Raw genomic sequence first — 26,345 nt, 5'->3', positions numbered from 1 at the left:
GGGAGAACGGGAAGAGCAGCCGATGAGGCAGGGTATGGACGTGACGGGGGAGTACGACGAGGACGAGGGCGGCTGGATCGAGGCCGAGCTCGCCGAGCTTTCCACGGAGGAGGCGGAGCGGGAGCCCGACTCGGGCCCGCTGCCGGTCGTCGCCGTGGTGGGGCGCCCCAACGTCGGCAAGTCGACACTGGTCAACCGCATCATCGGCCGTCGTGAGGCGGTCGTGGAGGACGTGCCGGGCGTGACCCGCGACCGGGTGACCTACGAGGCGACCTGGCGGGGCCGGCGGTTCACGCTGGTCGACACCGGCGGCTGGGACCCCGACGCGACCGGCATGGCCCTGCGCATCGCCGAGCAGGCGCAGATCGCGGCCGAGCTGGCCGACGTCATCCTGTTCGTGGTGGACGCGAGCGTCGGGGTCACCGACTCCGACGAGGCCGTCGGCGCGGTCCTGCGCCGCTCGGGCAAGCCGGTCGTGCTGGCCGCCAACAAGGTCGACAACCAGCAGATGGAGCTGGAGGCGACCGGGCTGTGGTCGCTCGGCCTGGGCGAGCCGCACCCCGTCTCCGCCCTGCACGGCCGCGCCAGCGGCGACCTGCTCGACATCGTGCTCGACGCGCTGCCCGAGACACCGCCGCAGACGTTCGGCGAGCGGCGGGGCCCGCGCCGGATCGCCCTGCTGGGCAAGCCCAACGTGGGCAAGTCGTCGCTGCTCAACAAGCTCGCGGGGGAGGAGCGGGTGCTCGTCGACCCGATGGCCGGCACCACCCGCGACCCGGTTGACGAGCTGGTCGAGCTGGGCGGCACGACCTACCGGTTCATCGACACGGCCGGCATCCGGCGGCGGGACCGCGAGCTGAAGGGCGCGGACTTCTACGCGGCGATGCGCACGCGGGCCGCGCTGGAGCGGGCGGAGGTCGCGGTCGTGCTGATCGACGCCTCCGAGGTGCTGACCGAGCAGGACCTGCGGATCATCGGCCTGGTCATCGAGTCGGGCCGGGCGATGGTGGTCGCGTTCAACAAGTGGGACCTGGTCGACGAGGACCGGCGGTACTACCTGGAGAAGGAGATCGACCGGCAGCTCGTCCGCACGCCCTGGGCGCTGCGGGTGAACATCTCGGCGAAGACCGGCCGCCATGTCGAGAAGCTGGCCCCGGCCATCGAACGGGCCCTGGAGTCGTGGGGCACGCGGGTGCCGACGGCCCGGCTCAACCAGTTCCTCACCGAGCTGCTGCAGGCCACCCCGCCGCCGGTGCGAGGCGGCCGCCAGCCGAAGATCCTGTTCGCCACCCAGGCGTCCACGGAGCCGCCGAAGTTCGTGCTGTTCACCTCGGCGTTCCTGGAGGAGACCTACCGCCGGTTCCTCGAGCGCCGCATCCGCGAGGAGTTCGGCTTCGCCGGCTCTCCGATCGAGGTGACGATGAAGATCCGCGAGAAGCGCAAGAAGAAGTAACCTCCGGCCGGACCCGGGGCGTCAGTCTCCGCCGCCGGTCCGGGCGGCGGCCGACAGCAGGGCGAGCGCCGCCTGGCGGGCCTGCTCGCCCGTGCCTGCCGTGCCGTGGTGCGCGGCGACGACGGTGGCGCCCTCCACCAGCATGAGCAACTGGCGTCCCAGGAGGGGCGGATCGGCGGCTCCGGCGCGCTCGGCGATGCCGGTCAGCAGGTCGAGGTAGCGGTCGAGGTGGCGCGCGGTGACGGCGCGCACGGCCTCGACGTGATGCTGGGCCGCCGCGTTCACCATCGCGCAGCCGCGGAAGGCCGGGTCCTCGTACCACTCGCCCAGCGTGTCGAACACCGCGGCGAGCTGGTCGTGAGGGTCGTCCCCGGCCGCCGCTGCGGCCTCGGCCAGCCAGCGGCTCACCCGTTCGCTGCGGGCCCGGAGCATGGCCTCCACGAGCCCGTCCTTCGTGCCGAAGTGCCGATAGAGCGTCTCCTTCGACACCCCGATGAGGGCGCACAGCTCGGCGACGCCGACGCCGTCGAGGCCGCGCTCGTACAGTACGGCGGTGGCCGCCTTCAGGATGGCGGCGCGCGTGCGCTCCGGGTCGATCGTCGAGCCCTTGGGAACCGGCATACCCAGATGGTACCGATCGGTTCGATGGACTGCTACGATCCGAGATCGTACCGATCGGTTCGATCCGTGGGAGTCCGCCATGTCCGACCTGATCGCCATCGGCACGCCGGCCCGGCGGGAGACACGGCAGGCGGTGAGACTGGCGCTCGGCACCGCGTCGGCCCTCGGGCTGGCGCGCTTCGCGTACGGGCTGCTCCTTCCGGCGATGCGGGACGAACTGCACTGGTCCCTGGCCGAAGCCGGGGCGATGAGCACCGCCAACGGGCTGGGCTATCTGCTCGGCGCGCTGGTGACCGCGGTGGTCGTACGCCGCCTGGGCGCGGCGGCCACCTTCCGCTGGGGCATGGTCCTCACCGCCCTGGCGCTCGCGGTCACCGCGACGAGCGACGCCTATCCGGTGCTGCTGGCGGCGCGAGCCGCGGCCGGGGCGGCGGGCGCCGCGGTGTTCGTCACCGGCGGCGTCATCGCGTCGCGCCTCGCCGCCCGCGCCGCCTCCGGGACGCCCATCACCGTGTACTTCGCGGGCGCCGGGCTGGGCATCGTGGTCAGCGGCGCCGGCGTCCCGCCGCTTGGCGACCGTCTTCACCTGGCCTGGGCCGGCCTGGGCGTGGCCGCCGGGCTGGCGGCGCTGCTGAGCTGGACCGCCGCCCAGGCCGACGGGGGGGCACAGGCCGACGGGGCGGCACAGGCCGGGCAGGACGCGCAGCCGGGGGAGGACCCGCAGGCCGCCACCGCCGGGCGGGGCCACGTGCGGCCGCTGTGGGGGATCGCCCTGGCCTACCTGCTGTTCGCCGCGGGTTACATCACCTACATCACCTTCCTGTCCGCCTACCTGGCCGACCGGCACGCGCCGCTCGGGCAGGTGGTGCTCACCTGGACGGCGCTCGGCCTGGCCGTGGTGGCGGCGCCCGCGCTGTGGAGCCGTCCGACAACCGAGTGGCCCGGCACCCGGGCCCTGGCCGTGCTGCTCGCCCTCCTGGCCGGTGGCGCGGCGCTGGCGATGGCGGCGCCCGCGCCGCCGGTCGTCCTCGCCTCCGCGATCGTCTACGGGGCGACGTTCATGGGCGTGCCCGCCGCCGTCACCGCGCTCATCAAGGCGAACACCCCGCCCGCCGACTGGACGGCCACCCTGGCGGCGTTCACCACGATCTTCGCGGCCGGGCAGACCGCGGGCCCGTGGCTCGCCGGGCTCGTCGCCGACCACACCTCGACCGGCGCCACCCTGGCGTGGACCGCGATCCTGTGCGCCGCCGCGGCCGTGATCGCGGCGTTCGCGAAGCCCTCCCGCCGGGCCAGGGCGGGTTCGGCGGACAAGACGGCCGACGCGGAAGCGTCCACGAGACAGCGAGGCAGCGCATGACCACGTTCGTCCTGATTCCCGGCATGTGCCACGGCGGCTGGTGTTTCCGCGAGCTGTGCGAGGGCCTGCGCCACCACGGGCACCGGGCCGTCGCGCTCACGTTGACCGGGCTCGCCGAGCGCGCCCACCTGCTGGACGGCGGAGTGAACCTCGACACGCACATCAGGGACGTCACCGGGGTGCTGGAGGCCGAGGACGTCCGGGACGCCGTGCTGGTCGGCCACAGCTACGGCGGAATGGTGATCACCGGAGTCGCCGACCGCCTGCCCGCCCGTGTGGCCGGCCTGGTCTACCTGGACGCCGTCGTGCCGGCGGACGGCGACTCCTGCTGGAGCCTGGTCTCCGACCGGGAGCGGCAGTGGTACGCGGACGTGGTGGAGACCGGCTACGCGACGCGGCCGCTGCCGTTCTTCGACCCCCGGGCCACCCCTCACCCGATCGCCTCGCTGCTCCAGCCGCTCCGGCTCACCGGCGATCCGGCGCACGTCGGGCGCCGGGTCTACGTGTACGCGGCGGGCTGGGAGAGCCCCTCCCCCTTCACCTCGACGTACGAGCGGCTGCGCGCGGACCCCTCGTGGACGACGCACGCGCTGGACGGCGGGCACAACCTCATGCGCGACGCCCCGGAGGACCTGCTGAAGATCCTGATCGAGGCCGCCGGGGCCCGGCGGTAGGGAATGCCCTACCCCCGGGACTGCCGCCCGCCGGATCGATCTCGGCCGGGCGGGTCAATAGCGTGGGGGACATGCGCCGACTTCTCTCCCGCCTGGCCGGTGACACGGTCTATATCCTCGTCGGGTTCCCCCTCGCGACGATCACGTTCTGCCTCACGGTGGCCGGCCTGTCGGCCGGCACCGGCCTGCTCGTGGTCTGGCTGGGCGTGCCCGTCCTCGCCCTCACCCTCCTCGTGGCCCGGGGGATGGGCGACGTCGAACGGCTCCGCATGCGCGGGGTGCTGGGCAGGGACCTGCCCCGGCCGCGGTATCCCACGTCGCCGCCCGGTGCGGGCGTGTTCCGCAGGACCGTCACCCCGCTCGCCGGCGGCCAGCCCTGGCTCGACGTGCTGCACGCGCTGCTGGCCTTCCCGGTCGCGATCGCGGCGTTCTGCGTGACCGTCACCTGGTGGGCTCTGGCTCTCGCCGGCCTGGCCTATCCGCTGTACGGGTGGATCACCTCGAACATCCCCGGCAACACCGAGCTGCCCGAGCTACTCGGCCTCGGCCGGGGCTACGCGGTCAACAGCGCGTTCTACGTCGCGATCGGGGTGATCGCGGCGATCACCCTCTATCCGGTCGTCCGGTCCTGCGCCCTGATCAAGGCGTCGCTCGGCCGGTCGCTGCTGACCGGCGTCGCCGAGCTGCAGGAGCGCATCGACGACCTCACCGAGGGCCGCCACGCAGCCGCCCACGCGGAGGCGAACGCGCTGCGCCGCCTGGAGCGCGACATCCACGACGGGCCCCAGCAGCGTCTGGTCCACCTGGCGATGGAGCTGTCGCGGGCCCAGCGGGAGCTGCAGAAGGACGCGACGGCCGCGCACGAGACGATCGGCAAGGCCATCAGCGCCACCAGGGAGACCCTGGACGAGCTGCGCGCGCTGTCACGCGGCATCGCCCCGCCGATCCTCGCCGACCGCGGCCTCGCCCCGGCGCTCGCCGCGCTGGCCGGCCGCTGCACGGTGCCCGTGGAGCTGGACGTCCAGACGGCCGAGCGGTATCCCGCGCTCATCGAGAACACGATCTACTTCGTGACCGCCGAGTCGCTCACCAACGTGGCCAAGCACAGCAGGGCGACGTCCTGCTCGGTCGGGCTGACCAGGATCGGCGACACGCTCATCCTCACCATCGGGGATGATGGGGTCGGCGGCGCACACGTCGCCAAGGGACACGGCCTGTCCGGCCTGGCCGACCGGTTGCGGGCCGTCGACGGCGAGCTGTCGGTGCGGTCGCCGGCGGGCGGGCCGACACTGATCACGGCGGAGGTTCCGTGCGCGTAGTGGTGGCCGACGACGCCGTCCTCATCCGGGAGGGGCTCGTCCGCCTGCTGGAGGAGTTCGGCTGCGAGGTCGTCGAGGCCGTGGGCACGGGGGAGGACCTGGTCACGGCCGTCGCCGCCCACCGGCCCGACGTGTCGGTGGTCGACGTGCGGATGCCGCCGACGTTCACCGACGAGGGCCTGCGCGCCGCCGTCGAGGCGCGGGAGAAGGTGCCGGGCGCGCCCGTGCTGATCCTGTCGCAGTACGTCGAGGTGTCGTACGCCGACGACCTGCTGGCGGACGCCCGAGGGGCGGTCGGTTACCTGCTGAAGGACCGCGTGGTCGACGTCGAGGAGTTCATGGACGGCCTGCGCCGGGTCGCCGCCGGGGGGACGGTCTTCGACCCTCAGGTCGTCGCCCAGCTGATGGTGCGGCGGCGCCGCGACGACCCGCTGGCCTCGCTGACGCCGCGCGAGCGCGAGGTGCTGTCGCTGATGGCCGAGGGCAGGTCGAACCCGGCGATCGCCCGCCGCCTCGTCGTCACCGAGGGCGCGGTGGAAAAGCACATCCGGGGCATCTTCACCAAGCTCGGCCTGCACGCCGAGGACGGCGACCAGCACCGCCGCGTCCTGGCGGTGCTGGCCTACCTCCGCTCCTGAGGGCAGTCAGCCGTGCGGTGGTCACGCCGCGACGCGTCCACCGGCGGGCGCCGCGGCCGGCACGCCCCTGACCAGGGCGCGGGCCCGCCGCACGACGACGTATGCCACGGCGAGGATCGCCACCCCGTCGAGGGCGTGGAAGCCCATGACGACCAGGCCGGCCGTGCTCGACGCGGTGTCCGTCGCGCCGGCGAGCTCCGCCAGCGGGAAGATCACGAACAGCTGCACCGCCGCCAGCACGAACGGCAGGATCGACAGACCCGCGAGCTTGCCGCCCGCGCGGGCGGCAAGGGCCGTGATCGCGGTCAGCAGCGAGACGAGCGGGATCACCAGCGAGCCGTTCGTGACGTGGTAGTTGATGGCGGCGTCCGGGTCGCCCGGCGCCGGGTGCGGGGTCTCGAACGCGCCGAACGTGGCGAGGTAGAACTGGGCGAGCACGGCGACGAGCTGCAGAACCGCGAACCCGAAGAACACCTTGCGCATACGGGGCCTCCTCAGTCGGAAAGGGATGAGCCCCGGGGGTTCTGCGGGGCGGTGGCGAGAGCCGGAACGGTACGCCGCAATGGTGGACCGTCCGTGTCCCGGGCACCCGGGACATCCGCCCCCGCCCACCGGGAAGTTCGCCCACCGCAACACCCGCGAGACCCGGTCAGCCCTGCCGCCGAGCCGTCTCGGCTCCGCAGAGCCGTCCGGCCTGCCCCCGAGTCGTCCGGGCTGCCCCCGAGACGTCCGGACTGCCGCCGAGGCGGCCTCGTGAGCCCGCCGGTCGAACCCGCGCGCCCGAGGGCGCGCGGGCGTGTCAGCGGATCCAGGGCGGCACGAGCCGGTCCGTCCCCTTGGGCGCGAGGTCGCAGGCGTCCGCGGCGGTGATCCCGCCGGGGTTGTAGACCTCGCAGCCGGCCGGCGCGACCACGATCGCGCTGAAGCCGGACTCCGCGCCGGCGTGCACCCGGCGGCTCACGTCGGCGGGCATGACGATGGTGTCTCCGGCCTCGACGGCGACGGTCGCGCCGTCGAGTTCGACGGTCGCGCCGCCGGTGAGGAAGGTCCACACCTGCTCGCCGTCGCTGGCGTGGTGGGGGCCGCTGTTTCCGGCCGGCATGTCCACCCGCCACACGGCCTGGGTGGCGCCTCCCTGGGTGGGCGAGGCGAGGGTGGTCATGACGCCGTTGGGAGTGGTGCTCCTGCGGCTGTCGGCGGAACGGACGACAGGCATGTGTGACTCCTTGGTGACAGAGCGGGCCGGGTGCCGGACGGTCGCCGGGCCGGGCCACGGGGGAAAGGTCGTGAGAAGGAGGAGGGTCCGAGGTCAGGCGATCCAGGGCGGCACGCCGTGCACGGTGCCGTCGGGCAGGACGGCCCTGGCCCCGGCGGGGGCGGTGACGACGGCGGTGAAGCCCTCGCCGGCGCCCGCCGTGACGCGCCGCGGGGTCGAGGGCGGCATGACCACGGTGTCGCCGGGCGCGACCGTGAACGTCTCGCCGCCGAGTTCGACGGTGGCGGTGCCGCCGAGGAACGTCCAGACCTGCTCGGCGTCGAAGTCGTGCAGCGGACCGCTCGTCGCGGGCGTCGCCTCGACGCGCCACACGGCCCGCGTGGCGCCGCCCAGGGTGGGCGAGGCGAAGGTGGTCATGACCCCGGCCGGGGTCTCGGATCTGCGGCATTGGGCATGGCGGATGACAGACATCGCCGGCGTCTCCTAAGATAGACAACGTCGTTGTCGGTAATAGTGAACCAGGTTGTCTATCCGTGTCAATCGACCCGCCCGGCTACGAGCTGCCCCTGCGGCTCTTCCTGGGATTTCGCGTTCTCATCGACGAACTGCACGCGGAGCTCGCCCGCCAGGGGCATCCGCATGCCCGGCCCATGCACGGGTTCGTCATGCAGGCGATCGGCACGGAGGGCACCACCGCTGTGGAGCTGGGCCGGGCGCTGGGCGTCAGCAAGCAGGCGGCGGGCAAGACGATCGAGACGCTGGAGCGCCTCGGCTACGTGGAGCGCGCCCGCGACTCCCGCGACACGCGCCGCAAGATCGTACGGCTCACGCCGTCGGGTGTGGACATGCTGGTGCGATCGGCCCGGATCTTCGACGACCTGCGGGCGCGCTGGGCCGCCGTCATCGGGGACGAACGGCTCAGGGAGCTGGAGGCCGACCTGCGGAAGGTGACGCCGCAGGAGGTCTTCCGCCTCGACGTGCCCGGCTGGTTCGGCGCCTGACCCGGCGGGAGCGCGGGGTCAGGCGCGGCGGCGCGGCAGGGCCAGGGAAGCGGCCGCGCCGAGCACGCACAGCCCGCACGTGATCAGGAAGATCTCGGTGTACTCCGCGTGCAGCGCCGCCTGGACCTTCGAGGTGTAGTCCGCCAGCCTTCGGGCGTACTCGGCCGCGTCCACCCCGAACGGCAGCGGCGTGTCCAGGTGCGCGGTGAGCGACTGGAACCGGTGGAAGCCCCAGGCCGACAGCGCTGCCACGCCCAGCAGCATGCCCATCATCCTGGCGACCACGACCGCCGCCGACGCCACGCCGTGCTGCGCCGCCGGGACCAGGCGCAGCACCGCCGACGAGACCGGGGCGATCACCACCCCGAGGCCGAGACCGGCCACCACGAGGTCGACGTCCATCCGCACGCCGGCCGAGGCCAGGTCGAGCGGCCACCGGGAGATCAGCCAGTAGCCCGCGGCGGCCACCACCATCCCCGCCACGGCCACCGGGCGCTCCCCGAACCGCCGCACCAGGATCCCGCCGAGGAACGCCGCGACCGCCAGCGCGGCGAGGAACCGGGTGAGCACCAGAGCGCCGCCCACCGCGTCCTTGCCGAGCAGCGTCTGCGCGGCGAGTTGCACGTCGACCAGCGTGACCAGCAGCGCCGCCCCGGCCAGCAGGCTCACCGCCAGCGTGGCGAGCAGCGGTGTCCTGGGCACGCCCGTCAGGTCGAGCAGGCGGACCGGCGAGCGGATCTCCCACAGCACGAACAGCACGGCCGCGACCGCCCCGGCCGCCACGCACGGCAGCCCCCACGGCGGCAGCACGGCCGTGTCGGGGGAGGGGTTGTAGAGCCCGGCGACCAGCAGGGCCAGCGCCAGCGCGAGCAGGACGCCGCCGCCCGCGTCCACCTTCCCCGTGCTCACCCCGTCGGAGGGCCGGCCGTACGGCTCGCGCCCGCCGGGGACGGCCGCCTGCACGGCGACGGCGGCCAGCAGCGCGAGCGGGAGGTTGACCCAGAAGATGCCGCGCCATCCGGCGAGCGCGGCCAGGCCCGCGCCGTACAGCGGGCCGAGCACGCTGCCGAGCTCCTGCGCCGCGCCGACCGCGCCGAGCGCCACCGGCCGGGCGCGCTCGTCCCACAGGTCGCCGATGAGGGCCATGGTGATCGGCAGCAGCGCGCCGCCAGCGACGCCCTGGAGCGTACGGCCCGCGACCAGCGCGGGGACGCTTTCCGCCAGTGCGGTGACGAGGGAACCGGCGGCGAACCCGGCCAGGCAGGCGTGGATCAGCGCGCGCCTGCCGTACCGGTCGGACAGGCGGCCGAGCAGCGGCATCGCCGCGACGTAGCCGAGCAGGAACCCGGTCACGACCGGGGTCGCCCGCTCCAGGTGGTTCAGCGGCACGCCGACGTCGGCGGCGACGTCCACGAGCACGGTGACCACGACGTACGCGTCGAGCGCGGCGAGCAGCACGGCGGCCCCGCCGACGCCCAGCGCGAGACGCCGGTACCGCGTGGAGAGCCGGGCCGCCCCGGTCTCCCGCGTGTGCCCGGCCTCCCCGGCCGCACCGGGAGCGTCGGTGGCGTCGGTCACGACGCGGGCGGGGCGATGGTCACGGGGGCGTCGTAGTCCCCCAGGGTCACGGCCACGGAACCGCCGGTGAGCGGCAGGTCGAGCTTGAGCAGGCGGCCGGCGGCCTTGTCGATCCAGAGCGTGCCGGTGACTCCCTGCTGCACGCCGGGAACCAGCTTGGCCAGCACCTCCTGCGACAGCGCGGCCGTCACCCGGTAGGCGGCGACGTCGCCGACCTTCTCCTCCGCCTTCGTCTGGACGTCCTTCGCGGTGGACAGCAGGTCGGGTACGCCGGTCAGCACGGCCGAGGGGTTGTACAGGGCCATGAGCTGCTGCCGGGTCATCGTCTGGAAGCCGCCGGTGGGTCCCTTGAAGTAGACCTTGTCGCCGACGAGCACGAACTCGATCTCCTGCAGTCCCGCGATCTCGATCTGCAGGGTGCCCTTGGCGTCGCCCTCCCGGGTGAGGCTGCCCTCGGCGTGCCGGACCGGTACGGCGGGCTTGTCCTTGGTCTCGATCGTGAAGGCGACCGTCTTGACCGTCCGCATGGCCTCGGCCGAGCGCTTCAGCAACGCGGGACCGTCCGGGAGGGCCGTCTCGCTCTTCGCGCTGCAGGCGGTCACGAGCAGCAGGCCGGCCACGACGAGCCCGAGGATTGTTCGCACAGCCGGATCGTAGCGAGCGGGCGGGGCCGGCATGCGCTCCCTTGGGAATCGGTTTGGCATGGCCTGGGAGGGGAAGTCGGGACCGGTGCTCCTCCCGCGCCGTCCCTCAGCCTCCTCACCGGATGCTGCGGAGCGCCTGGAGATGGTCGACGATCGGTGTGTAGATCTGCTCCAGGGCGGACACCTGCTCGGGGGTCATCTGGTCGATGAAGTGCCGGCGGACGCTCGCCACGTGGTCCGGCGCCACCCGCTGGATCGTCTCCCATCCTTGGTCGGTCAGCACGGCGAACGTGCCGCGCCGGTCGTCCTCGCAGTCCTGCCGGGTCACCAGTCCGGCGGCCTCCATCCGCGAGATCTGGTGGGACAGCCGGCTGCGCGACTGGATCGTGGCGTCGGCCAGCTCGCTCATGCGCATGCGCCGGTCGGGGCTCTCGGAGAGGTTCACGAGGATCTCGTAGTCGTTCAGCGACAGCCCGGTGCCCTGCAGCTCCCGGTCGAGCTGGTGGAAGAGCAGGCGGTGGGCGGCCAGATGGGCCCGCCAGGCGCGCTGCTCCTGCGGGGTGAGCCAGTGAGGGGCTTCCATGACGACCAGCATAAGATCACTTGCGCGAATGGAGCGGAATGCCTGACAGCGAGAACGGTGAGAGCCTCGGCACCGTCGTGGTCGCGGGCGCGGCCAACCTCGGCATCGCGCTGGCCAAGCTGGTCGCCGGCCTGATGAGCTCCTCCTCGGCGATGCTGTCGGAGGCGGCGCACTCCGCCGCCGACACGGCCACCGAGGTCGTGCTGTTCGCCGCGATCCGGCACGGCGAGCGCCCCGCCGACTCCCGCCATCCGCTCGGCCACGGCCGGGCCGCCTACCTGTGGGCGATCGTGGCGGCCTGCTTCACGCTGGTCGTGGGGGCCGGGTTCTCGCTGACGCACGGCTGGCACACGATCACCGCGGGGGAGAGCCTGGGCGACATCGGCGTGTCCTACCTCGTGCTCGCGGTGTCCTTCGCGATCGAGTCGGTCTCCCTCTGGAAGGCCCTGCGGCAGCTTCGCGGCGAGGCCCGCCGCTGGCGGGTGAGCCCAGGGCGGCTGCTGAAGCGCACCTCCGACACCGTGCTCAAGGCCGTCGTGCTGGAGGACTCCGCCGCGCTGATCGGCATCGCGTCGGCCGGCGTCGGCCTGCTGCTGTCGCAGCTCACCGGCTCGTCCGTGTGGGACGGCGTCGCGTCGATCGTCATCGGGCTGCTGCTGCTCGGCGTGGCGCTGAGCCTGATCAGGACCAACGCCTCGCTGCTCATCGGCCAGGCGGCGCCGCGCGGGTTGCAGGAGGAGATCCGCGGCGAGCTGGCCGCCCAGCCGGAGGTCGAGGCCGTCGTCGAGCTGGTCACGGTCATGATGGGCCCCGGGCAGGTCATGGTCGCGGCGAAAATCGACTTCCGCGACGAGACATCCGGGGAGCGGCTCGAACTGGCCTCCGACCAGGTGGAGCGCCGGCTCACCGAGCGGTTCCCGGAGATCCGGCAGGTCTTCCTCGACCCCACCCCTGGACGGTCAGCCGCCAAGGAGGCGTAGCTTGGCGGGCTCGTCGGTGACCGCGGAGGCGATCACGGTGCCGGCCGTCCACTCGACGAAGTGACGGCCCTGCCATTCCAGCGGGATCGACAGCCCGTCCTCCAGCGGCAGGGCCGACAGGTCCGCCTCGCGCAGCCGGTCGAGCGTGAGCTCTCCCCGCTTGACCAGCGCCTCCTTGCGTACCCACTGCCGGATCAGCCCGCGGTTGTCGTCGCCGACCAGCTTCGCCTCCGCGGGGGTCAGCGCGAGCTCCACGAGCCTCTCGTCGGCCGGGCCGTTCGTGGCGTGCTCGGCGTCCACGCCCACCCGGCCGAAGCCGGCGACCGCGCAGACGTAGCCCGAGGTGTGCGCCAGGCTGATCGACACCTCGGGGGCCTCGGCCAGCCAGGGCCGTCCGTGGGCCTGCCCGCAGCCCTCGCAGCGCTGCACCACCGTCAGCATGCAGGCGCGGGTGCCGAGCAGCTCCGCTGCGCAGTGCCGTACGAGCAGGTGGGCGGCGACGAAGTCAAGACGGTCCCGTTTGCGGGTGAAACGGCCGGCGCGCTCGCGCTCGGCCTCCGTCAGTGTGCCGGCGACCATGTCCAGCACGTCGTCGGTGTGGCCGGCCACGGCCTGTGGGGGGCGCACGAGGCCACTGTAGGGGAGCGATGTGACGATCACGTGAACTGGGGTTCTCCGGCATCCGCCCAGGACGCCACGGGTCGTGTTCCCGCGGCCCCGTGCCACGGGTCGTGTTCCCGCGGCCCCGTGCCACGGGTCGTGTTCCCGCGGCCCCGTGCCGCGCGGCAGGTTGCCGGACCATCGAGCTCGTGCAGGCGAGCGCCACCGCACCGGCGTACCGGGCATTCGACCTGGGCCTCAGCCGCTTCGCCCCGCGCTGCTTCCTCCGCCATCTACCAGGGCCTGTACCTCCCGTATATCGGCCTGTCCGATCCTCGACCCGAGCCGATCCCGGCTTGGTCCCCGATCGTCGATGGGTAGCTGACCCATCCGCGATGGGTCGCGGCCGCATGTGTGCGGCTCGTGAAGGACCGGGTCGGCACCTGACCATCGCCCTGACCGCCCCATCCCTGAGTCCGGCGTGAGCAGTACTCGCCTGGGTTCCGGTCCGGGCGGCGGGGCCCGGACCGGGAGCAGGGACCGGGAGCAGGGACCGGGAGCCAGGAAGGGGACGGTCACTCGGCCAGGGCGGCCATCCACGCCTCGATCTCGTCGGCACGGCGGGGCAGCGCGGCCGACATCAGGCGGGCGCCGTCGGCCGTGATGACGAGGTCGTCCTCGATGCGGACGCCGATCCCGCGCAGCTCCGGCGGCAGGGTCAGGTCGTCGGGCTGGAGGTAGAGCCCCGGCTCGACGGTCAGCACCTGGCCCTCCTCGAGCACGCCGTCGAGGTAGGCCTCCGCCCGCGCCCGGGCGCAGTCGTGCACGTCGAGGCCCAGCATGTGGCCGCTGCTGCACAGGGTGTAGCGCCGGTGCAGGCCCGCGTCGGCCTGCGCGCGGGTCAGCAGGCCCCACTCACGCAGTCCGTCGGAGATCACGCGCATGGCGGTCTCGTGGAACTCGCGGAAGCGCGCCCCCGGCCGCAGCACGCCGATGGCGGCCGTCTGCGCCTCGTAGACCAGGTCGTACACCTGGCGCTGGATCGGGCTGAACCGGCCCGACAGCGGCAGCGTGCGGGTGACGTCGGCCGTGTAGAGGTTGTCGCCCTCGACCCCGGCGTCCAGCAGCAGCAGCTCGGCGGGGTCGAGCCGTCCGTCGTTGCGGATCCAGTGCAGCACGCACGCGTGTGCCCCGGAGGCCACGATGGACTGGTAGCCCACGGCGTTGCCCTCCAGACGCGAGCGCAGGCCGAAGACGCCCTCGACGTACCGCTCGCCGCGTGGATGCCCGAGGGCCGCGGGCAGGGCGCGTACGACGTCCTCGAAGCCGCGCGCGGTCGCGTCCACCGCCTGCTGCAGCTCCGCGATCTCCCACTCGTCCTTGACCAGCCGCAGCTCGGACAGGACCGCGGCCAGTTCGGCGTCGCGGTCGTCGCCGGCGGGGGAGACGAGCGCGTCCACCGAGCCGTCGACCCCGCGCAGCACGCGCGCCGGTCCGCGTCCGCTCAGCGCGGCCGGCAGCGTGTCGATGTGCGCGCACTCGATCTGGTACGCCGCCTCGGCCTCCGCGAGGTCGAACCGGCGGCCCACCCAGAACTCGCCGTACCGCCGGTCGCGGTAGAACTCCTGCGACTCGGCACGGGACGGACGGGGACGCAGGAACAGCCGCGCCTCGCCCGACGGCTCGATCACCAGGACCTCGTCGGGCTGCCGGCCGCCGGTCAGGTAGGCGAACGCGCTGTGCGTGCGGAAACGGTGGTCGTCGTCGTTGCTGCGGGCCTGCAGCGTGCCCGAGGGGATGACGAGCCGCTCGCCGGGCAGCCGTTCGGCGAGCCGAGCCCGCCGCTTGGCGGCGTACGCGGCGACCGGCGACGGCGCCACGTCCTCGCGCGTGCCGGCCCAGCCACCGCGCATGAACTCCGCGAGCGCGTCTGAGATCGGGAGATCGTGGCTCCCGGTGTTGAGCTTCTCGGCCATCCTCTGCCCCCAGCGTGCGGTGATATTTCGCCATCGTAGGGGTGGGGGCCCTTGACGAGGTAGGACGACCGCTGTTGCCTGGGGAAACAGGATTCGCCGCTCCGGCCGGCCGGCGGGAGCGGAAGCGGGGACATGTCCCCCGGGTGCCCCTGAGAGGCGGTGTCGATGCTCATCGGGACGATCTTGCAGAGTAAGGGAACAGGTGTGGCGACCGTTCCTCCGCACGCCACGGTGTCCGAGCTTCTCGCCCGGCTTGCCGAGCTCAACATCGGCGCGGTCGTGGTCTCCGAGGACGGTCTGTCCATCGCGGGCATCGTGTCGGAACGCGACGTCGTGCGGCGGCTCAACGAGCACGGCGCCGCGCTGCTGACCATGCCCGTCTCCGCGATCATGACTGCGGAGGTGCGCACCTGCGGCCCGGACGCCAACGTCGACGACCTGCGCCGCACCATGACCAACCACCGGATCAGGCACGTGCCCGTGGTCCGCGACGGCCGGCTGGCCGGCATCGTCAGCATCGGCGACGTCGTCAAGACGTCGATCCAGGAACTGGAGAGCGAAAAGGAGGCCCTGGTCGGCTACATCAACGGCTGACACGAGACCGTGCCGGCGTGGGGCGCGGTCGTCCGCCTCGCCCCGCGTCCCGCGGCGAGCGTCGATTTAGACTCGCTTGCGTGAAGCTGAAGCTGGACCTCCACGACATCTACAACAAGGGCAGCGAGATCGACAAGGCGCTGCACGGCATCATCCAGGAGGCGGTACGCAAGAAGGCGACGCAGGTGGAGATCATCCCGGGCAAGGGGTCCGGCCAGCTCAAGAAGAAGGTGCTGCGCTTCCTGGAGCAGAAGGAGATCAAGGCGCTCTACCACCGGATCGACAAGGACTCCAAGAACCACGGACGTCTGTTCGTCTACTTCCAGTGGAAGTGAAGGCACCTCGGCCTGCACACCGGCCATGGGTGAAAGCGCGCCCCGAGGCGCACGGGAGCACTTCACTCACCAGCAGGGGGCCAACAGGCGGGCTCCTCGCCAGGCTCGGCGCCGTCGCAACAGTCGGCCGGATCACCGGAGCGGGCATAGGCCCGCAGCGATGAGATAAGCCCGTGCCCGTAGATCATCAGCGAGTCCACTCGGCACCACCCTTCGCATCGGGGATCACAACCGCCCTAGGCGGATCGTAATCACATCGACACAAGCTGTCACTAGCACAGGTGTTCGCGTCGTTCGGTCTGCGCAGACACCGTCCCTTTCCCGGAACCGCCGGTCAGGGGGCGATGCCGGATGTACGGCCACCTGCCGGCAAGTCGCGGAAGTTTGATGCATTCGCCCAGGCAATGGTTGACGACCCACTACCGCCCGACTGCCTCAAGGTGAGTGACGAACTGAGTGGTTTCCGGGTGCGTCGTCCCGCCCATCAGCGCACAACAGTGCACACGGACAGGCCCGTCTATCAGGGAAAACACCCAGGTGAGCCGATCACCGAGAGTGTTCTGGGAGCAAGGAGTCGCCATCCTGCAAGCGCAGGACCGGGAGATCTGTGGATCTGTCCGGCATGTGGCCTGGGTCCCCCCAGCGCGACGGCGTTGCTTACCTGGCTTTCGGCAAAGCCATGCAAGCCGCTGAGAGCCGTTTGGCCGCCAGCGGGCGCGGCCGGTGCGAGCATCGCGAGAGGCAGAAGCGATCACCGCAGCTGGGGGGAAGATGCTCCGAAAACTGATCGTGATAGTGGGTCTGGCCGTAGCGGCGTCACCGGCCGCCACGGCCTGGGCAGAGGAGTCGCCGGCGATTCCACCGGCACGGGCGGTCATCGCCACCTCGCCGGGCGGGCAGGCGCCTGGTACGTGTAGTCCCGGATCGCCGTGTGCGGCAGTCGACTGTGGTCCGGGCCGCGTCTGCGTGCCCTCTCCCAAGCAGTGCTTCACCACACCGTGCCCGCAGTACGACTGCGTGCCCGCGTCCTCGGTCCCACGCTCGGATCACCGGCCTGCCTACCCCGGCTCACATCCGGGCCGGTGGTGGCCCCGTGACAAGGGGCGGCGACCGGCCTACCCGCACCACCGGCAGACGGCGGACCACTCGGAGAGCGCGCCTGTCAGCACTCCTGGTGACCCGGCCTGGACTGTCGGATTGGCGATCGACCTCAAGCCGTGACGTCGGGCCCGCTCTGCTACAGCACGTGGCCGGCGATCATGTGGCTGAGGCGGACGACGTCGGAGTTGCCCTTGAACTCGAAGCGGACTTTGCCCAGGCCGCTGAACCAGAGTTCCAGTTCGGAGTCGAGGTCGAAGGTCCCGGCGGTCTCGACTGACCATGCCTGGACCTTGCTGTAGGGCAGGGAGGAGAAGTCGCGCTTCTTGCCGGTGAGCCCCTGGACGTTGACCGCGATAATCCGCTTGTCGGTGAAGACGACGAAGTCCCGGACCGTTTTGTAGGAGGCGACGATCTGTTCGCCGTGGAGCAGGAGAGGAGCCACAGCCGGGCCGACCTCTTGCGGATGGCACGAATTGAGCTTGAAGAGGGAGCCGTTGTTGAAGTCGATCACTTTACGAGGTTAGCTGCGGAAAGGGCCGGCCTGCCGGTTGAGGTCACGGTGGGACGAATCAGCCGAGGAGAGGACGCGTGATCCGGTTCCGCTTCGACGTCGGAGCCGCTGCCTTAGGGTAGGCCGGCTGATGGCTCGTGACACCATCGCCCCTGGGGCGCAGGCCGCTGATCGCGATCGGCGCGTGATCGCGCCCCTCTCGCCTGAGGAGAAGACAGGATCACGGGTGGACGTTTCGACCCTTCAACAGGCACTGGACACCGTATTCGATCAGGCGCTGGTCTACCACGCGTACACGGACTACATGCGCGACTACGAGATGATCCTCTACCTCACGGCCGATCCCGTGACCGGAGTCCCGCCCATCTACCTCCGGTACCTCTTCCGCTATTGCGTCGAGGCGTGCATCCGCACCTCTGTGCACAGGGATGTCTGGCGGGCATCCCTCGACGATCGCTTACTGGGCGACTCGGGCTCCATCGACCAGGACGGATACGTCTGGGGTGTGAAGTGGCAGTGCCTCTATCCCGGCGGGATGATCGTGCCCGCTTCCCGGCAGGCTCGTGAGTGGTCGGAAGCGCTTGGCATCGATTTCCACGAAGTTCGCTTCGAGACCAACGGCCACGACATCACACTCGTGTTCTCCGATCTCCAGGTGACCGAGCTTCCGATCGGCTACACCCCTTTCACAGCGATCGGACACTGACGCGGGCTGGACGGCTCAGGCAGGGCGGCATCATCCCGGTGCGGGACGGGCGGTTTCGTCCAGCGTCGAGGCGAGGCCGGGGCGTTGATCACCTGGCCGGGATTGTGAACGACCCGCAGCGGCGGCCACCGCCGCGGTCGCGCCGACGACGTCATGTCCGGCCGGTCTCAAAGCCAGAAGGTGTCGTGGCGGAGGTAGAACTCCGCCTTCTCCTCCTCGCTCATGTCCGCGAGTGTGAGCAGCCCCTCGAAGTAGCCCTCTCGTGGCGCGCCGGGCGCGAAGTGCAGCAGCATCGACGCCGGCTCTCCCGACTCGTTCCGGAACGCGTGTACGCCGCCCTCCGGGACGTGCACGAAGTCGCCGGGGCCGGTGTCGATCCAGCGCCGCCCGTCGTAGATCCGTACGCTGCCGGAGAGGATGTAGAACGATTCGGAGATCGACCGGTGGAAGTGCGCCGCCGGGCCGCTGGGCTTCGGTCCCATGTCCCAGCGGTAGAGCCCGAACTGTCCGTTGGTCGTCGCACCGGTCGCCAGATAGTGCACCGTGGTCCCGCTCGGGTAGTCCAGCTCCGGCGCGGCGTCCGGGCGCCGGTACGACGCCGTCGGCTCGCCCGTGTCACCGTGGTAGGCCGGCGGTGGATACGTCAATGGTCGTCCTCTCCTCGGGTTCGAGCCGCTCGTCGGGTCCCGGACCGAGCCGTTCGGCCTCGGCACGGCGGCACGAGGGTGAAGGTCAATCGTCGTTGATCGAGGTGCGGAGTTCTTCGTACGCCTCCCTGCATCGCTCGGTGTCGCCGGGTGCGCACAGCAGCACCCGCAGGTTGAAATCGACAGTACGCTCACGGCCCGCCGAGGTGTAGGTGATGCGCACACCCTCGGCTCCCGCGTCGGCGTCGCCGCTCTTCGCGTACTGCAGGGCGAGCTCGGTGTGAAGGGTGCTCTCCTCGCAGGCGACGGCGACCGCGGGACTGCGGGCGGGGAAGCCGAGCTCGGTCAGCGGCTTTTCGGCCATGCCGAGCATGGCACCCCTGTGCGGCCGGGACGAGAACGCCTGCAACACGATGTCGTTGTACGGCTTGATGAGCTCGACCCCGGTGACGGTGACAGAACCGGGCCGGTCCAGGCACATGTCCCAGCCGCCCAGGGAGTACGGCCGGTGGGCGACCGTGTCGTGCAGTGTGACCTCCGCGTCGGGCCCGTCGGTGCCGGAACCCCCGTTGACGACCAGGCGGGGGCCGAAGGCCCCGCAGCCGGGAGTCATGGCGAGGACCACGACCATCACCAGGATCAGGCGGGCGAGAGCACGCATGACGAGACCCGATACCCCCGGGCACCGGCGGTACGCCCTCTGCCGTCTCCCGCAGGTCCTGTAGGGTCGCCAGAAACCGGGGCGTCCCGAGCCTCCGGCGCGGCACGGCAGAGGTCGTCGCACCGTTGGTCGAGCACCTGGCCGGGCACCTGGTCGAGCACCTGGCCGAGCGCCGCACGACGCCGGGACAGGGCGGAGCTCAGCGCTGGGCGAATACCGACGTGTCGGAGAGGGTGGCTTCCTCGCGGACGGCATCGGCAGGGGCGATGCCCGCGGTCCCGGGCTCGTCTCCCCGGCCGCGTGGGCGGCCCGCGATACGGCAGGCGAGGCAGCCGTCATGGCCCGTCATCGGGTCCTTCACCCGCCAGTCCCACTGCTCCGGGGGACGGGGACCGCTGGGCTTGCCCCAGCCCGCCAGGTGCAGCGCCCAGGTGGCCAGGCCGCCCAGGAGGATCACGCCGATGCCGAGCCAGACGCCGGGAGGCGAGGCGGCGCACATCGCCACGCCGGCCGTCGCGCAGCCGCAGAGCACGACGAGGCAGCCGGTCCAGCCCGCGACCGTGTGCCCGAGATCCACATCGTCGTGCATGCCGCTCATGATTCTCCTCGACGATGAGACAATTATCTCACGAACTAAACATCTTAGATTCTAAGGAGATTGAGGATGGACGGCAAGCCGCGCCCGGAGGCGACGCCCGAGCAGGCTCTCGCCGGCATGGACCAGCTGATCGCGCTCAGCCTGGTCGGGCAGCACGACATCGCCCAGCGGCTCGGACTGAACGTCACCGACGTCACCTGCCTCGGCTTCATCCTGGCGGCGGGGGACGACCCGATCAGCGCGGGCGCGCTCGCCGAGCAGGCCGGACTGACCACGGGCGCGGTGACGGGCGTGCTGAACCGGCTGGAGAAGGCCGGGTATGCGCACCGGCGGCCGGACCCCGAGGACCGCCGCCGCGTGCGCGTCGTCGCCGACCCGGCCGCGGTCGCCACCGCCGCGGCCGTCTACGAACCCTTCTACCGGCGGTTGGACGAGTTGTTCGCCGACTACACGCCCGCGGAGATCGCCGTGCTGTCCGACTGGTTCACCCGCGCGGGCGACCTGATGCGGACCTATCTGGAGGAGCTCCGGCGCGACCGGCTCGCCGCCATGCCCCGCGCCCGGCGTACGCGGAGCCGTTGAAGCCGCCGCGCCGGCGCCCTCAGCGCTCGTCGACGACCCGGCCGTTGAGGGCGGTGGCCTCCTTGGTCAGGGCCATGGTCAGCGGCGCCTCCGGGAAGGTGGGCAGGGCCGCGAGCGCGGCGCCCATCTGCTCGCCGCTCTCCCAGTGCCAGGTGTCGGTATAGGTGCCGTCCTCGAGCCGGACCAGCACGGTGCGGGTGAGGCCGGGGTGCCCCTCCCTGATGGTCGCGATCAGCGAGCTCCTGCGGGCCAGGAACTCCTCCAGGTCGGCCTCGGCGACGGAGTAGCGGTGCGAGCGGACGGCGGACATGTCGGTGTCTCCTTCTGTACGTGGGGATGGGGGCTTACCAACTGCCGGCGATCTGCCGGACCGGGGCGTTCAGGCGGTTGAAAAGGTTGGTGACGGCGGTCATCAGCAGGATCGAGGCCAGCTGCTTGTCGTCGAAGTGGTCGGCGGCGTTGTCCCAGACCTCGTCGGAGACGGCGTCGGCGCGGTCGGCCAGCCGGGTCGAGGCCTCCGCCAGCTCCAGCGCGGCCCGCTCGGCGTCGGTGTAGTACGGAGCCTCGCGCCAGGCGGAGACCAGGCCGATGCGCTCGTCGCTCTCGCCGAGCTTGCGCAGGCTCTTCAGGCCGGCGTCGACGCAGTAGCTGCACCCGTTGATCTGGCTGACCCGCAGGTGGATCATCTCCATGAGCTCCGGGGGAAGACCCTGCGACTGGGCGGCCTTCATCAGCTCCATGATCGGCTTCATCGCGGCGGGGATGATCGCGGCGGGGTTCTTCATCCGGGCTTCCATCGTGGTTCCTCCGTATCGGTTCTGCGGAATCCGTCTCGGTTCGTGTGAGATCAGCGTGGCCGCCCGGATTGATACATTCGCTATGCGCGCACGATGCGATCGTGATGGGGGGACGATGCTGCGCTTCACCCTTCTCGGCCCCGTCCAGATGGTCGTCGACGGCGCGCCCCTGACGGGTGTCGCCCCACGTCACCGGGCCGTCCTGGCCTACCTCCTGCTCAACGCCGGCCGGGTGATCGGCATCGAGCGGCTGATCGACGCGATGTGGGGGTACGACCGGCCCGACACGGCCCGATCGCAGATCCACGCCTCGATCACCGCGATCCGCAAGGTGCTGCGCGCTGCGGGAGCCGCAGGGCTCCTCCAGACGCGTGCCGGCGGCTACGTCGCGCAGCCGGAGCCCGGACAGGTCGACGCGCAGGAGTTCACCGAGCTGGTGGCCGCCGGCGAGCTCCGCAGGGCCCTCGACCTGTGGAGCGGCGAGGCGCTGGAGGACGTGCACGCGCAGTACGTCACCGGTGTCCGGGAGCTCTGGAACGACCGGCGGTTGTCGGCGTACGAGCGCCTGGTGGAGGGCGAGCTCGCCGCCGGGCGGCACGCCGATCTGCTCGACGAGCTCGCCGCCCAGGCGGCCGCCAACCCGCTGCGCGAGAAGCTCAACGGCCACCTCGTCCTGGCTCTGCACCGGGCCGGGCGGCAGCCCGACGCCCTGGCCGCCGCGCGCGCCTACCGTACGGCTCTCGCGGACGAACAGGGCCTCGACCCCGGGCACGCCTTCACCGAACTGGAGCGGGCGGTCCTGGCGGACGATCCGGCCCTGCGCCTGGCCGACCCGGCGCCGGCGGTTCCCGGCCCGGCGGGTCGCTCCACCTTCCTGCCCTACGACATTCCCGATTTCTCCGGACGGACCGTCGAGCTTGAACGGCTCGCGGACGAGCACCACAACGGACACGACGGGCCGGTCGTGGTCACGATCGACGGAATGGCCGGGATCGGGAAGACCGCTCTCGCCGTCCACGCGGCCCACCGGCTGGCCGCCCGCTATCCGGACGGCCGGCTCTTCGTCGACCTGCAGGCCCACACCGCGGGCCGGGAGCCGGTCGACGCCGCCGCGGCTCTGGAGGTCCTCCTCCGCCAGCTTGGGGTGCCCGCCGGCCGCATCCCGGTCACCCTGGCCGAGCGGAGCGCACTCTGGCGGGCCGAGCTGGCCGATCGCCGGGTGCTCGCCGTGCTGGACAACGCTCTCGACGCCGAGCACGTGCGCCCGCTGCTGCCGGGACGCTCCGGCACCCTCGTCCTGGTCACCAGCAGGCGGCGGCTCGTCGACCTGGACGGCGCCCGGGCGCTGTCGGTCGACGTGCTGGGCGAGGCGGACGCCGCCGGGCTGTTCGGGCGGATCGTGGGCGAACGCGCTCACCGGGAGCCGGACGCCGTACGCGAGGTGCTCCGGCTGTGCGGGCACCTCCCGCTCGCCATCCGGATCTCGGCCGCCCGCCTCCAGCACCGCCCACGCTGGACCGTGTCCTATCTGGCCGGGCGGCTGCGGGACCATCGCCGGCTCCTCGACGGGGTGTCCGCGGCCTTCGCCCTCTCCTACGAGCAGCTCCACGAGGACGAGCAGCGCATGTTCCGCCTGCTCGGGCTGGCGCCCGGGCGTGACATCGACGTCTGCGGCGCGGCCGCGCTGGCCGGAATCGGCGAGGACGAGGCCGAGGAACTGCTCGAAGGCCTCCTCGACGCCCACATGCTCCTGCAGCTCGAACCGGGCCGCTACACCTTCCACGACCTGCTCCGCGAGCACGCCCGCTCGCTCGCCGAGGACGACGGCGCCGTCATGCGGCTGCTCACCTACTACCTGCACCGCTCCCGCGCGGCGATGGACCGGCTCTTCCCGTACACGGTGGCCCAGCGCGAGGGCATTCCCCAGCCGGCCGCCCCGATCGCGCCCATTCGCGACGCCGCGGAGGCGATCGCCTGGCTCGACGCCGAACGCTCCAACATCATCGCGACCGCCGTCCACGGACCCGAGATCTGCCTGGGCATGCTGGCCCTGGCGATGCGCCCCTACCTCGACCGGCACGCGCACCACGACGACGCGCTCACGCTGCACACCCTGGCGCTGCGGCGCAGCCGCGTGCTCGGCGACCGCGAGGTCCAGGCGCGAGCGCTCACCGACCTCGCGCGGACCTACTGGCGGCTCGGCGAGTACGAGCGGGCGGAGGAGCACGCTCACCAGGCCCTCGACCACTGGGCCCTCGACGTGTGCGAGGAGCCCGGGGAACGGGCCAGGGCACTGCTCACCCTGGGGAACGTGGCCCTGCGCCGCGGCCGGGACGCCCAGGCGGAGCAGTACCTCAGGCAGGCGCTCGACCTCACCCGGATCGGCGCCGACACCTGGGGCGAGGCCAACGTGCTCGGCGTCCTCGCCCTCCTCCTCGACCGGGCCGGCCGTCCCGAGGAGGCCCGGCGCCATCTCGACCTGGCGCTGGCGCTTCACCGCAAGGTGGGCGACCCGGCCGGAGAGGCGATGACCCTCGACCACCTCGGCGTCGTCCTCCGGCACCAGGGCGAGCTCGCCCAGGCGCGCATCCGCCACGAGCAGGCGGCGGCCGTCTACCGTGCGCTCGGGAACACCGCCGACGAGGCGGCCGCGCTGAACGGGCTGGCCGAGGCGGCGGGCGACCCGGCTCGGGCGGTCGAGGAGCACACGGCCGCGCTCGCGCTCGCCGGCCTGACGCGCAACCGGCCGGAGCAGGCGCGTGCCCACGACGGGCTGGCGCGCGCCCACCTCGCGCTCGGGCACGCGGATCAGGCGTCCGAGCATGGGCGGCTCGCTCTCGGCCTCTACGGCGAGCTCGGTGTTCCGGAGGCCGAGAACCTCCGCGACCTCCTCCGGAGCGCGGGGGAGTCCGCCGCGCCGCCGGCGGGCGCGGCGCGGCGGTAGTCGTCAGCCGCCGAGCACCGCGCTGAGAGCCGCCAGCGCCTCGGCGGCGTCGCCGCCGGTGGCGCGCAGGGTCACGGTCTGCCCGCTCGTGGCGCCCAGGCCCATCAGCGACAGCACGCTGCGCACGTCGACCGAGCGGGAGCCGTACGAGAGGGTGACGGCCGCGGTGAAGGCGGCGGCGGTCTGGGCGAGCGCGCTCGCGGGGCGGGCGTGCAGGTCCTCGGTCAGGACGATCGTGCGCTCGCCCCCGCCGGCCTCGGGGGCCGCGGGCCCAGAGCTTGCCGTGGGCTCAGAGCTTACGGACATGCCATGCCTCCTCGGCCGCCGCCAGCACACCGTCGAGCGAGGCCCCGCCGCCCGCCGCGACGACCGCGGAGATGGCGCCCTCCACGAACGGCACGTCGGCGATCACGACCTCACCCGGGGCCTGCAGCAGCCTGGCGGTGAGCACCGAGCTGCCGAGGTCGGGGATCAGCACGACGCCGTCCCCGCGGTCCACCTCCTCGATGGCGGCGGTCACCCGGTCGGGGCTGGTGCCGAGACCGCCGTCCTCGGTGCCTCCCGCCGCCGCCAGCGGCACGTGCGCGCCGCCGATCTGCGTGGCCAGCGCGGCCACCTCCGCGGCCAGGCCGCTGCTGTGTGAAATGAGTACGATGCCAACCATTCGTTATTCCTGAAGATCGTTCGGCATAATCGAAAAGTGATCCAGTCGGTGGAGCGCGCCGCGCTCATCCTGAAGGCCCTCGGGTCAGGCACCCCCCGGCTCGGGGTCACCGAGATCGCCGAGCGGGTCGGCCTGGCCAAGCCGACCGTGCACGGGCTGCTGCGCACGCTCGCCGCCTGCGAGCTGGTCGTGCAGGACCCCGACACCGGCAAGTACGCGCTCGGGCCCGCCGTGCTGCAACTCGGCAACGCCTACCTGGAGGGGTCGGAACTGCGGGTCAGGAGCCTGCTGTGGGCCGACTCCCTGGCCCAGCGCGTCAACGAGGCCGTCTGGGTCGGCACGCTGTCGGGGAGCCGGGTGATCGTGCTCCACCACGTGTTCCGGCCCGACGACGTCGTGCAGATCCTGGAGGTGGGCGCGGCGATCCCGTGGCACGCCTGCGCGCTCGGCCACGCCATCGCCGCCCACGACCCGCGCGGGGAGGAGCTGCTGTCGGACGACCTCGCCCCGCTGACCGGGCTCACCAGGACCGGCCGCGATGACCTGGAGCGGGCGCTCGCGGAGGTGCGCCGCCGGGGGTACGCGGTCGAGGACCAGGAGGCGGCGCTGGGGGACGCGGGCGTCGCCGCGCCCGTCTTCTCGCGGGACGGCTCGGTGGCCGGCGCCGTCGCCGTGGTCGGGCCGGTCGAGCGGGTGCTGGACCCGGCGCGGCGCGAGGAGATCGCGCTGGCCGTGCGCGAGACCGCGCGGGCGGTCTCGCGCGATCTCGGCGCCCCCCGCTCCGCCGTGCCCGGCGGCCCGGCCGCCTGAGCGGTTCCGGCTCCCCGCGGCCTGGCCGCCTGACCGGTCCTGGCGTCTGGCGGCCCGGTCGCCTGAGCGGTTCCGGTTTCTCGCGGCCCGGCCGCGGGTCGCGGTCATCGGGAGGCGGCCGCCTTCAGCGCGCCGAACAGCAGAGCCGTCGAGGCCGCGCCGGGATCCTCGTGCCCGACGCTGCGGGGCCCCAGGTAGCTGGCCCGCCCCTTGCGCGCCTGCAACGGGACGGTCGCCCTGGCCCCCTGCTCGGCCGCGGCGGCCGCCGCCTCCAGCGCCTCCTCCGGCTTCAGCCCGTCCCGTACGGCCTGGGCCAGCGCCTCGGCGGCCGGGGCGAGGGCGTCGACCATGGTCTTGTCGCCCTTCGCCGCGGCGCCGAGGCGCTGGACGCCGGACAGGGCCGCGTTCAGGCCCGTGCTCAGCTCCGTGGGCGAGATCTCCGCGGCCTCGCCGAACGCCTTGCCCATCTCGCGGAAGGCGGTGCCGTACAGGGGGCCCGAGGCGCCGCCGACCTTGCGGATGAGCGTGGAGCCGACGAGGACGAGAAGCGCGCCCGGGGTCTGCGGGGAGGCGCCGGCCAGCGCCTCCTGCGCGGCGGTGAACCCGCGGTCGAGGTTGGCGCCGTGGTCGGCGTCGCCGATCGCGGCGTCCAGCTGGGTGAGGTGGTCACGCTGCGCCCGCACGGCGGCGGCGATCTCCTCGATCCAGGCGGCGAAGAACTGGGTGTTCACGAGGGGACTCCAGAGGTTCGG

Annotated in this window: 31 protein-coding genes; 13 read left to right on the top strand and 18 right to left on the bottom strand. The window is 72.5% G+C overall.

Features of this window, described 5'->3' with window-relative positions; translation table 11 throughout:
• Nucleotides 1–22 precede the first annotated feature (22 nt).
• A complete protein-coding gene (der, locus tag ABZ860_RS04435; protein WP_357214966.1) occupies nt 23–1,453 on the top strand; it encodes a ribosome biogenesis GTPase Der in 1,431 nt (476 codons plus the stop codon).
• 21 nt (nt 1,454–1,474) lie between these two features.
• Here der and ABZ860_RS04430 read toward each other — a convergent pair whose 3' ends face one another.
• A complete protein-coding gene (locus ABZ860_RS04430) occupies nt 1,475–2,074 on the bottom strand; it encodes a TetR/AcrR family transcriptional regulator (RefSeq protein ID WP_357214963.1) in 600 nt (199 codons plus the stop codon).
• A 79-nt stretch (nt 2,075–2,153) separates the two neighbouring features.
• Here ABZ860_RS04430 and ABZ860_RS04425 point away from each other — a divergent pair, with 79 nt between their 5' ends.
• From ABZ860_RS04425 to ABZ860_RS04410, 4 genes are all read left to right on the top strand, one after another.
• A complete protein-coding gene (locus tag ABZ860_RS04425) occupies nt 2,154–3,434 on the top strand; it encodes a YbfB/YjiJ family MFS transporter (protein ID WP_357214960.1) in 1,281 nt (426 codons plus the stop codon).
• The gene (locus tag ABZ860_RS04420; protein ID WP_357214957.1) at nt 3,431–4,108 is read left to right on the top strand and encodes an alpha/beta fold hydrolase; all 678 of its coding nucleotides are present in this window, start codon (nt 3,431–3,433) and stop codon (nt 4,106–4,108) included. Before ABZ860_RS04425 ends, ABZ860_RS04420 begins: the two co-directional genes overlap by 4 nt.
• Nucleotides 4,109–4,179: 71 nt before the next feature.
• Nucleotides 4,180–5,427, top strand: a complete 1,248-nt coding sequence (locus ABZ860_RS04415; RefSeq protein WP_357214954.1) for a sensor domain-containing protein — start codon at nt 4,180–4,182, stop codon at nt 5,425–5,427.
• Nucleotides 5,418–6,065 carry a response regulator transcription factor gene (locus ABZ860_RS04410; RefSeq protein ID WP_357214951.1) on the top strand — a complete coding sequence of 216 codons (648 nt, stop codon included), beginning with the start codon at nt 5,418–5,420 and terminating at the stop codon, nt 6,063–6,065. Before ABZ860_RS04415 ends, ABZ860_RS04410 begins: the two co-directional genes overlap by 10 nt.
• Nucleotides 6,066–6,086: 21 nt before the next feature.
• Here ABZ860_RS04410 and ABZ860_RS04405 read toward each other — a convergent pair whose 3' ends face one another.
• From ABZ860_RS04405 to ABZ860_RS04395, 3 genes are all read right to left on the bottom strand, one after another.
• Nucleotides 6,087–6,548, bottom strand: a complete 462-nt coding sequence (locus ABZ860_RS04405) for a DUF6220 domain-containing protein (protein ID WP_357214948.1) — start codon at nt 6,546–6,548, stop codon at nt 6,087–6,089.
• 316 nt (nt 6,549–6,864) lie between these two features.
• Nucleotides 6,865–7,281 (bottom strand): cupin domain-containing protein, encoded by a 417-nt coding sequence (locus ABZ860_RS04400; protein WP_357214945.1) that lies wholly within the window; start codon nt 7,279–7,281, stop codon nt 6,865–6,867.
• A gap of 93 nt (nt 7,282–7,374) precedes the next feature.
• Nucleotides 7,375–7,752 carry a cupin domain-containing protein gene (locus tag ABZ860_RS04395; RefSeq protein ID WP_142557069.1) on the bottom strand — a complete coding sequence of 126 codons (378 nt, stop codon included), beginning with the start codon at nt 7,750–7,752 and terminating at the stop codon, nt 7,375–7,377.
• A gap of 62 nt (nt 7,753–7,814) precedes the next feature.
• On the opposite strand from ABZ860_RS04395, the gene ABZ860_RS04390 reads away from it, so the two are divergent.
• On the top strand, nt 7,815–8,282 hold the full coding sequence (locus tag ABZ860_RS04390) for a MarR family winged helix-turn-helix transcriptional regulator (RefSeq protein WP_357214942.1): 468 nt from the start codon (nt 7,815–7,817) through the stop codon (nt 8,280–8,282).
• Nucleotides 8,283–8,300: 18 nt separating this feature from the next.
• Here the strand turns inward: ABZ860_RS04390 and ABZ860_RS04385 are convergent, their stop codons facing one another.
• From ABZ860_RS04385 to ABZ860_RS04375, 3 genes are all read right to left on the bottom strand, one after another.
• Nucleotides 8,301–9,860 carry an MFS transporter gene (locus ABZ860_RS04385; protein ID WP_357214939.1) on the bottom strand — a complete coding sequence of 520 codons (1,560 nt, stop codon included), beginning with the start codon at nt 9,858–9,860 and terminating at the stop codon, nt 8,301–8,303.
• A complete protein-coding gene (locus ABZ860_RS04380) occupies nt 9,857–10,504 on the bottom strand; it encodes an LppX_LprAFG lipoprotein (protein WP_357214936.1) in 648 nt (215 codons plus the stop codon). The genes ABZ860_RS04385 and ABZ860_RS04380 overlap by 4 nt, the downstream gene beginning before the upstream one ends.
• 115 nt (nt 10,505–10,619) lie before the next feature.
• Entirely contained in the window at nt 10,620–11,087 is a 468-nt protein-coding gene (locus tag ABZ860_RS04375; protein WP_357214933.1) for a MarR family transcriptional regulator, read from the bottom strand.
• Between the two features lie 38 nt (nt 11,088–11,125).
• Here ABZ860_RS04375 and ABZ860_RS04370 point away from each other — a divergent pair, with 38 nt between their 5' ends.
• Complete coding sequence (locus tag ABZ860_RS04370) at nt 11,126–12,067, top strand: cation diffusion facilitator family transporter (protein WP_357214931.1); 942 nt, start codon at nt 11,126–11,128, stop codon at nt 12,065–12,067.
• On the opposite strand, the gene ABZ860_RS04365 is transcribed toward ABZ860_RS04370, so the two are convergent.
• Both ABZ860_RS04365 and ABZ860_RS04360 read right to left on the bottom strand, forming a co-directional pair.
• Nucleotides 12,047–12,694, bottom strand: coding sequence for a phosphopantetheinyl transferase-like protein (locus ABZ860_RS04365; RefSeq protein ID WP_357214928.1), 648 nt, complete (start codon nt 12,692–12,694; stop codon nt 12,047–12,049). The genes ABZ860_RS04370 and ABZ860_RS04365 overlap by 21 nt on opposite strands.
• A 548-nt stretch (nt 12,695–13,242) precedes the next feature.
• On the bottom strand, nt 13,243–14,643 hold the full coding sequence (locus ABZ860_RS04360) for an aminopeptidase P family protein (protein WP_357214925.1): 1,401 nt from the start codon (nt 14,641–14,643) through the stop codon (nt 13,243–13,245).
• Nucleotides 14,644–14,808: 165 nt separating this feature from the next.
• Between ABZ860_RS04360 and ABZ860_RS04355 the strand changes: the two genes are divergently transcribed.
• On the top strand, nt 14,809–15,237 hold the full coding sequence (locus ABZ860_RS04355; RefSeq protein WP_357214922.1) for a CBS domain-containing protein: 429 nt from the start codon (nt 14,809–14,811) through the stop codon (nt 15,235–15,237).
• Nucleotides 15,238–15,317: 80 nt separating this feature from the next.
• Nucleotides 15,318–15,572 carry a Smr/MutS family protein gene (locus ABZ860_RS04350; RefSeq protein ID WP_030509549.1) on the top strand — a complete coding sequence of 85 codons (255 nt, stop codon included), beginning with the start codon at nt 15,318–15,320 and terminating at the stop codon, nt 15,570–15,572.
• Between the two features lie 1,237 nt (nt 15,573–16,809).
• Here the strand turns inward: ABZ860_RS04350 and ABZ860_RS04345 are convergent.
• A complete protein-coding gene (locus tag ABZ860_RS04345; protein ID WP_357214919.1) occupies nt 16,810–17,184 on the bottom strand; it encodes a PH domain-containing protein in 375 nt (124 codons plus the stop codon).
• A 130-nt stretch (nt 17,185–17,314) separates the two neighbouring features.
• On the opposite strand from ABZ860_RS04345, the gene ABZ860_RS04340 reads away from it, so the two are divergent.
• The gene (locus ABZ860_RS04340) at nt 17,315–17,890 is read left to right on the top strand and encodes a hypothetical protein (RefSeq protein ID WP_357214916.1); all 576 of its coding nucleotides are present in this window, start codon (nt 17,315–17,317) and stop codon (nt 17,888–17,890) included.
• A gap of 167 nt (nt 17,891–18,057) precedes the next feature.
• On the opposite strand, the gene ABZ860_RS04335 is transcribed toward ABZ860_RS04340, so the two are convergent.
• The 3 genes from ABZ860_RS04335 to ABZ860_RS04325 form a co-directional block, all read right to left on the bottom strand.
• Nucleotides 18,058–18,537, bottom strand: coding sequence for a cupin domain-containing protein (locus ABZ860_RS04335; RefSeq protein ID WP_357214913.1), 480 nt, complete (start codon nt 18,535–18,537; stop codon nt 18,058–18,060).
• A gap of 85 nt (nt 18,538–18,622) precedes the next feature.
• Complete coding sequence (locus tag ABZ860_RS04330) at nt 18,623–19,198, bottom strand: hypothetical protein (protein ID WP_357214911.1); 576 nt, start codon at nt 19,196–19,198, stop codon at nt 18,623–18,625.
• A gap of 199 nt (nt 19,199–19,397) precedes the next feature.
• Nucleotides 19,398–19,796, bottom strand: a complete 399-nt coding sequence (locus ABZ860_RS04325) for an HGxxPAAW family protein (protein ID WP_357214908.1) — start codon at nt 19,794–19,796, stop codon at nt 19,398–19,400.
• 66 nt (nt 19,797–19,862) lie between these two features.
• Here ABZ860_RS04325 and ABZ860_RS04320 point away from each other — a divergent pair, with 66 nt between their 5' ends.
• Nucleotides 19,863–20,378 carry a helix-turn-helix domain-containing protein gene (locus tag ABZ860_RS04320; RefSeq protein ID WP_357214905.1) on the top strand — a complete coding sequence of 172 codons (516 nt, stop codon included), beginning with the start codon at nt 19,863–19,865 and terminating at the stop codon, nt 20,376–20,378.
• A 19-nt stretch (nt 20,379–20,397) separates the two neighbouring features.
• On the opposite strand, the gene ABZ860_RS04315 is transcribed toward ABZ860_RS04320, so the two are convergent.
• Nucleotides 20,398–20,688: a hypothetical protein gene (locus tag ABZ860_RS04315; protein ID WP_357214902.1), complete on the bottom strand. Its 291-nt coding sequence runs from the start codon at nt 20,686–20,688 to the stop codon at nt 20,398–20,400.
• A gap of 34 nt (nt 20,689–20,722) precedes the next feature.
• Nucleotides 20,723–21,175 (bottom strand): carboxymuconolactone decarboxylase family protein, encoded by a 453-nt coding sequence (locus ABZ860_RS04310; RefSeq protein WP_357214900.1) that lies wholly within the window; start codon nt 21,173–21,175, stop codon nt 20,723–20,725.
• 115 nt (nt 21,176–21,290) lie between these two features.
• Between ABZ860_RS04310 and ABZ860_RS04305 the strand changes: the two genes are divergently transcribed.
• Nucleotides 21,291–24,119, top strand: coding sequence for a tetratricopeptide repeat protein (locus ABZ860_RS04305; protein WP_357214898.1), 2,829 nt, complete (start codon nt 21,291–21,293; stop codon nt 24,117–24,119).
• Between the two features lie 3 nt (nt 24,120–24,122).
• On the opposite strand, the gene ABZ860_RS04300 is transcribed toward ABZ860_RS04305, so the two are convergent.
• Both ABZ860_RS04300 and dhaM read right to left on the bottom strand, forming a co-directional pair.
• A complete protein-coding gene (locus tag ABZ860_RS04300; RefSeq protein ID WP_357214896.1) occupies nt 24,123–24,425 on the bottom strand; it encodes an HPr family phosphocarrier protein in 303 nt (100 codons plus the stop codon).
• Complete coding sequence (gene dhaM / locus ABZ860_RS04295; RefSeq protein WP_357214893.1) at nt 24,409–24,783, bottom strand: dihydroxyacetone kinase phosphoryl donor subunit DhaM; 375 nt, start codon at nt 24,781–24,783, stop codon at nt 24,409–24,411. Before dhaM ends, ABZ860_RS04300 begins: the two co-directional genes overlap by 17 nt.
• Before the next feature lie 36 nt (nt 24,784–24,819).
• On the opposite strand from dhaM, the gene ABZ860_RS04290 reads away from it, so the two are divergent.
• A complete protein-coding gene (locus tag ABZ860_RS04290; protein WP_357214890.1) occupies nt 24,820–25,593 on the top strand; it encodes an IclR family transcriptional regulator in 774 nt (257 codons plus the stop codon).
• A gap of 104 nt (nt 25,594–25,697) precedes the next feature.
• Here the strand turns inward: ABZ860_RS04290 and dhaL are convergent, their stop codons facing one another.
• Nucleotides 25,698–26,324 carry a dihydroxyacetone kinase subunit DhaL gene (gene dhaL / locus ABZ860_RS04285; RefSeq protein WP_357214888.1) on the bottom strand — a complete coding sequence of 209 codons (627 nt, stop codon included), beginning with the start codon at nt 26,322–26,324 and terminating at the stop codon, nt 25,698–25,700.
• Nucleotides 26,325–26,345 lie beyond the last annotated feature (21 nt).

This window comes from Microbispora sp. NPDC046973, assembly GCF_040644495.1.
Taxonomy (GTDB): domain Bacteria; phylum Actinomycetota; class Actinomycetes; order Streptosporangiales; family Streptosporangiaceae; genus Microbispora.
This window is presented reverse-complemented; position numbering and strand designations above follow the sequence as displayed.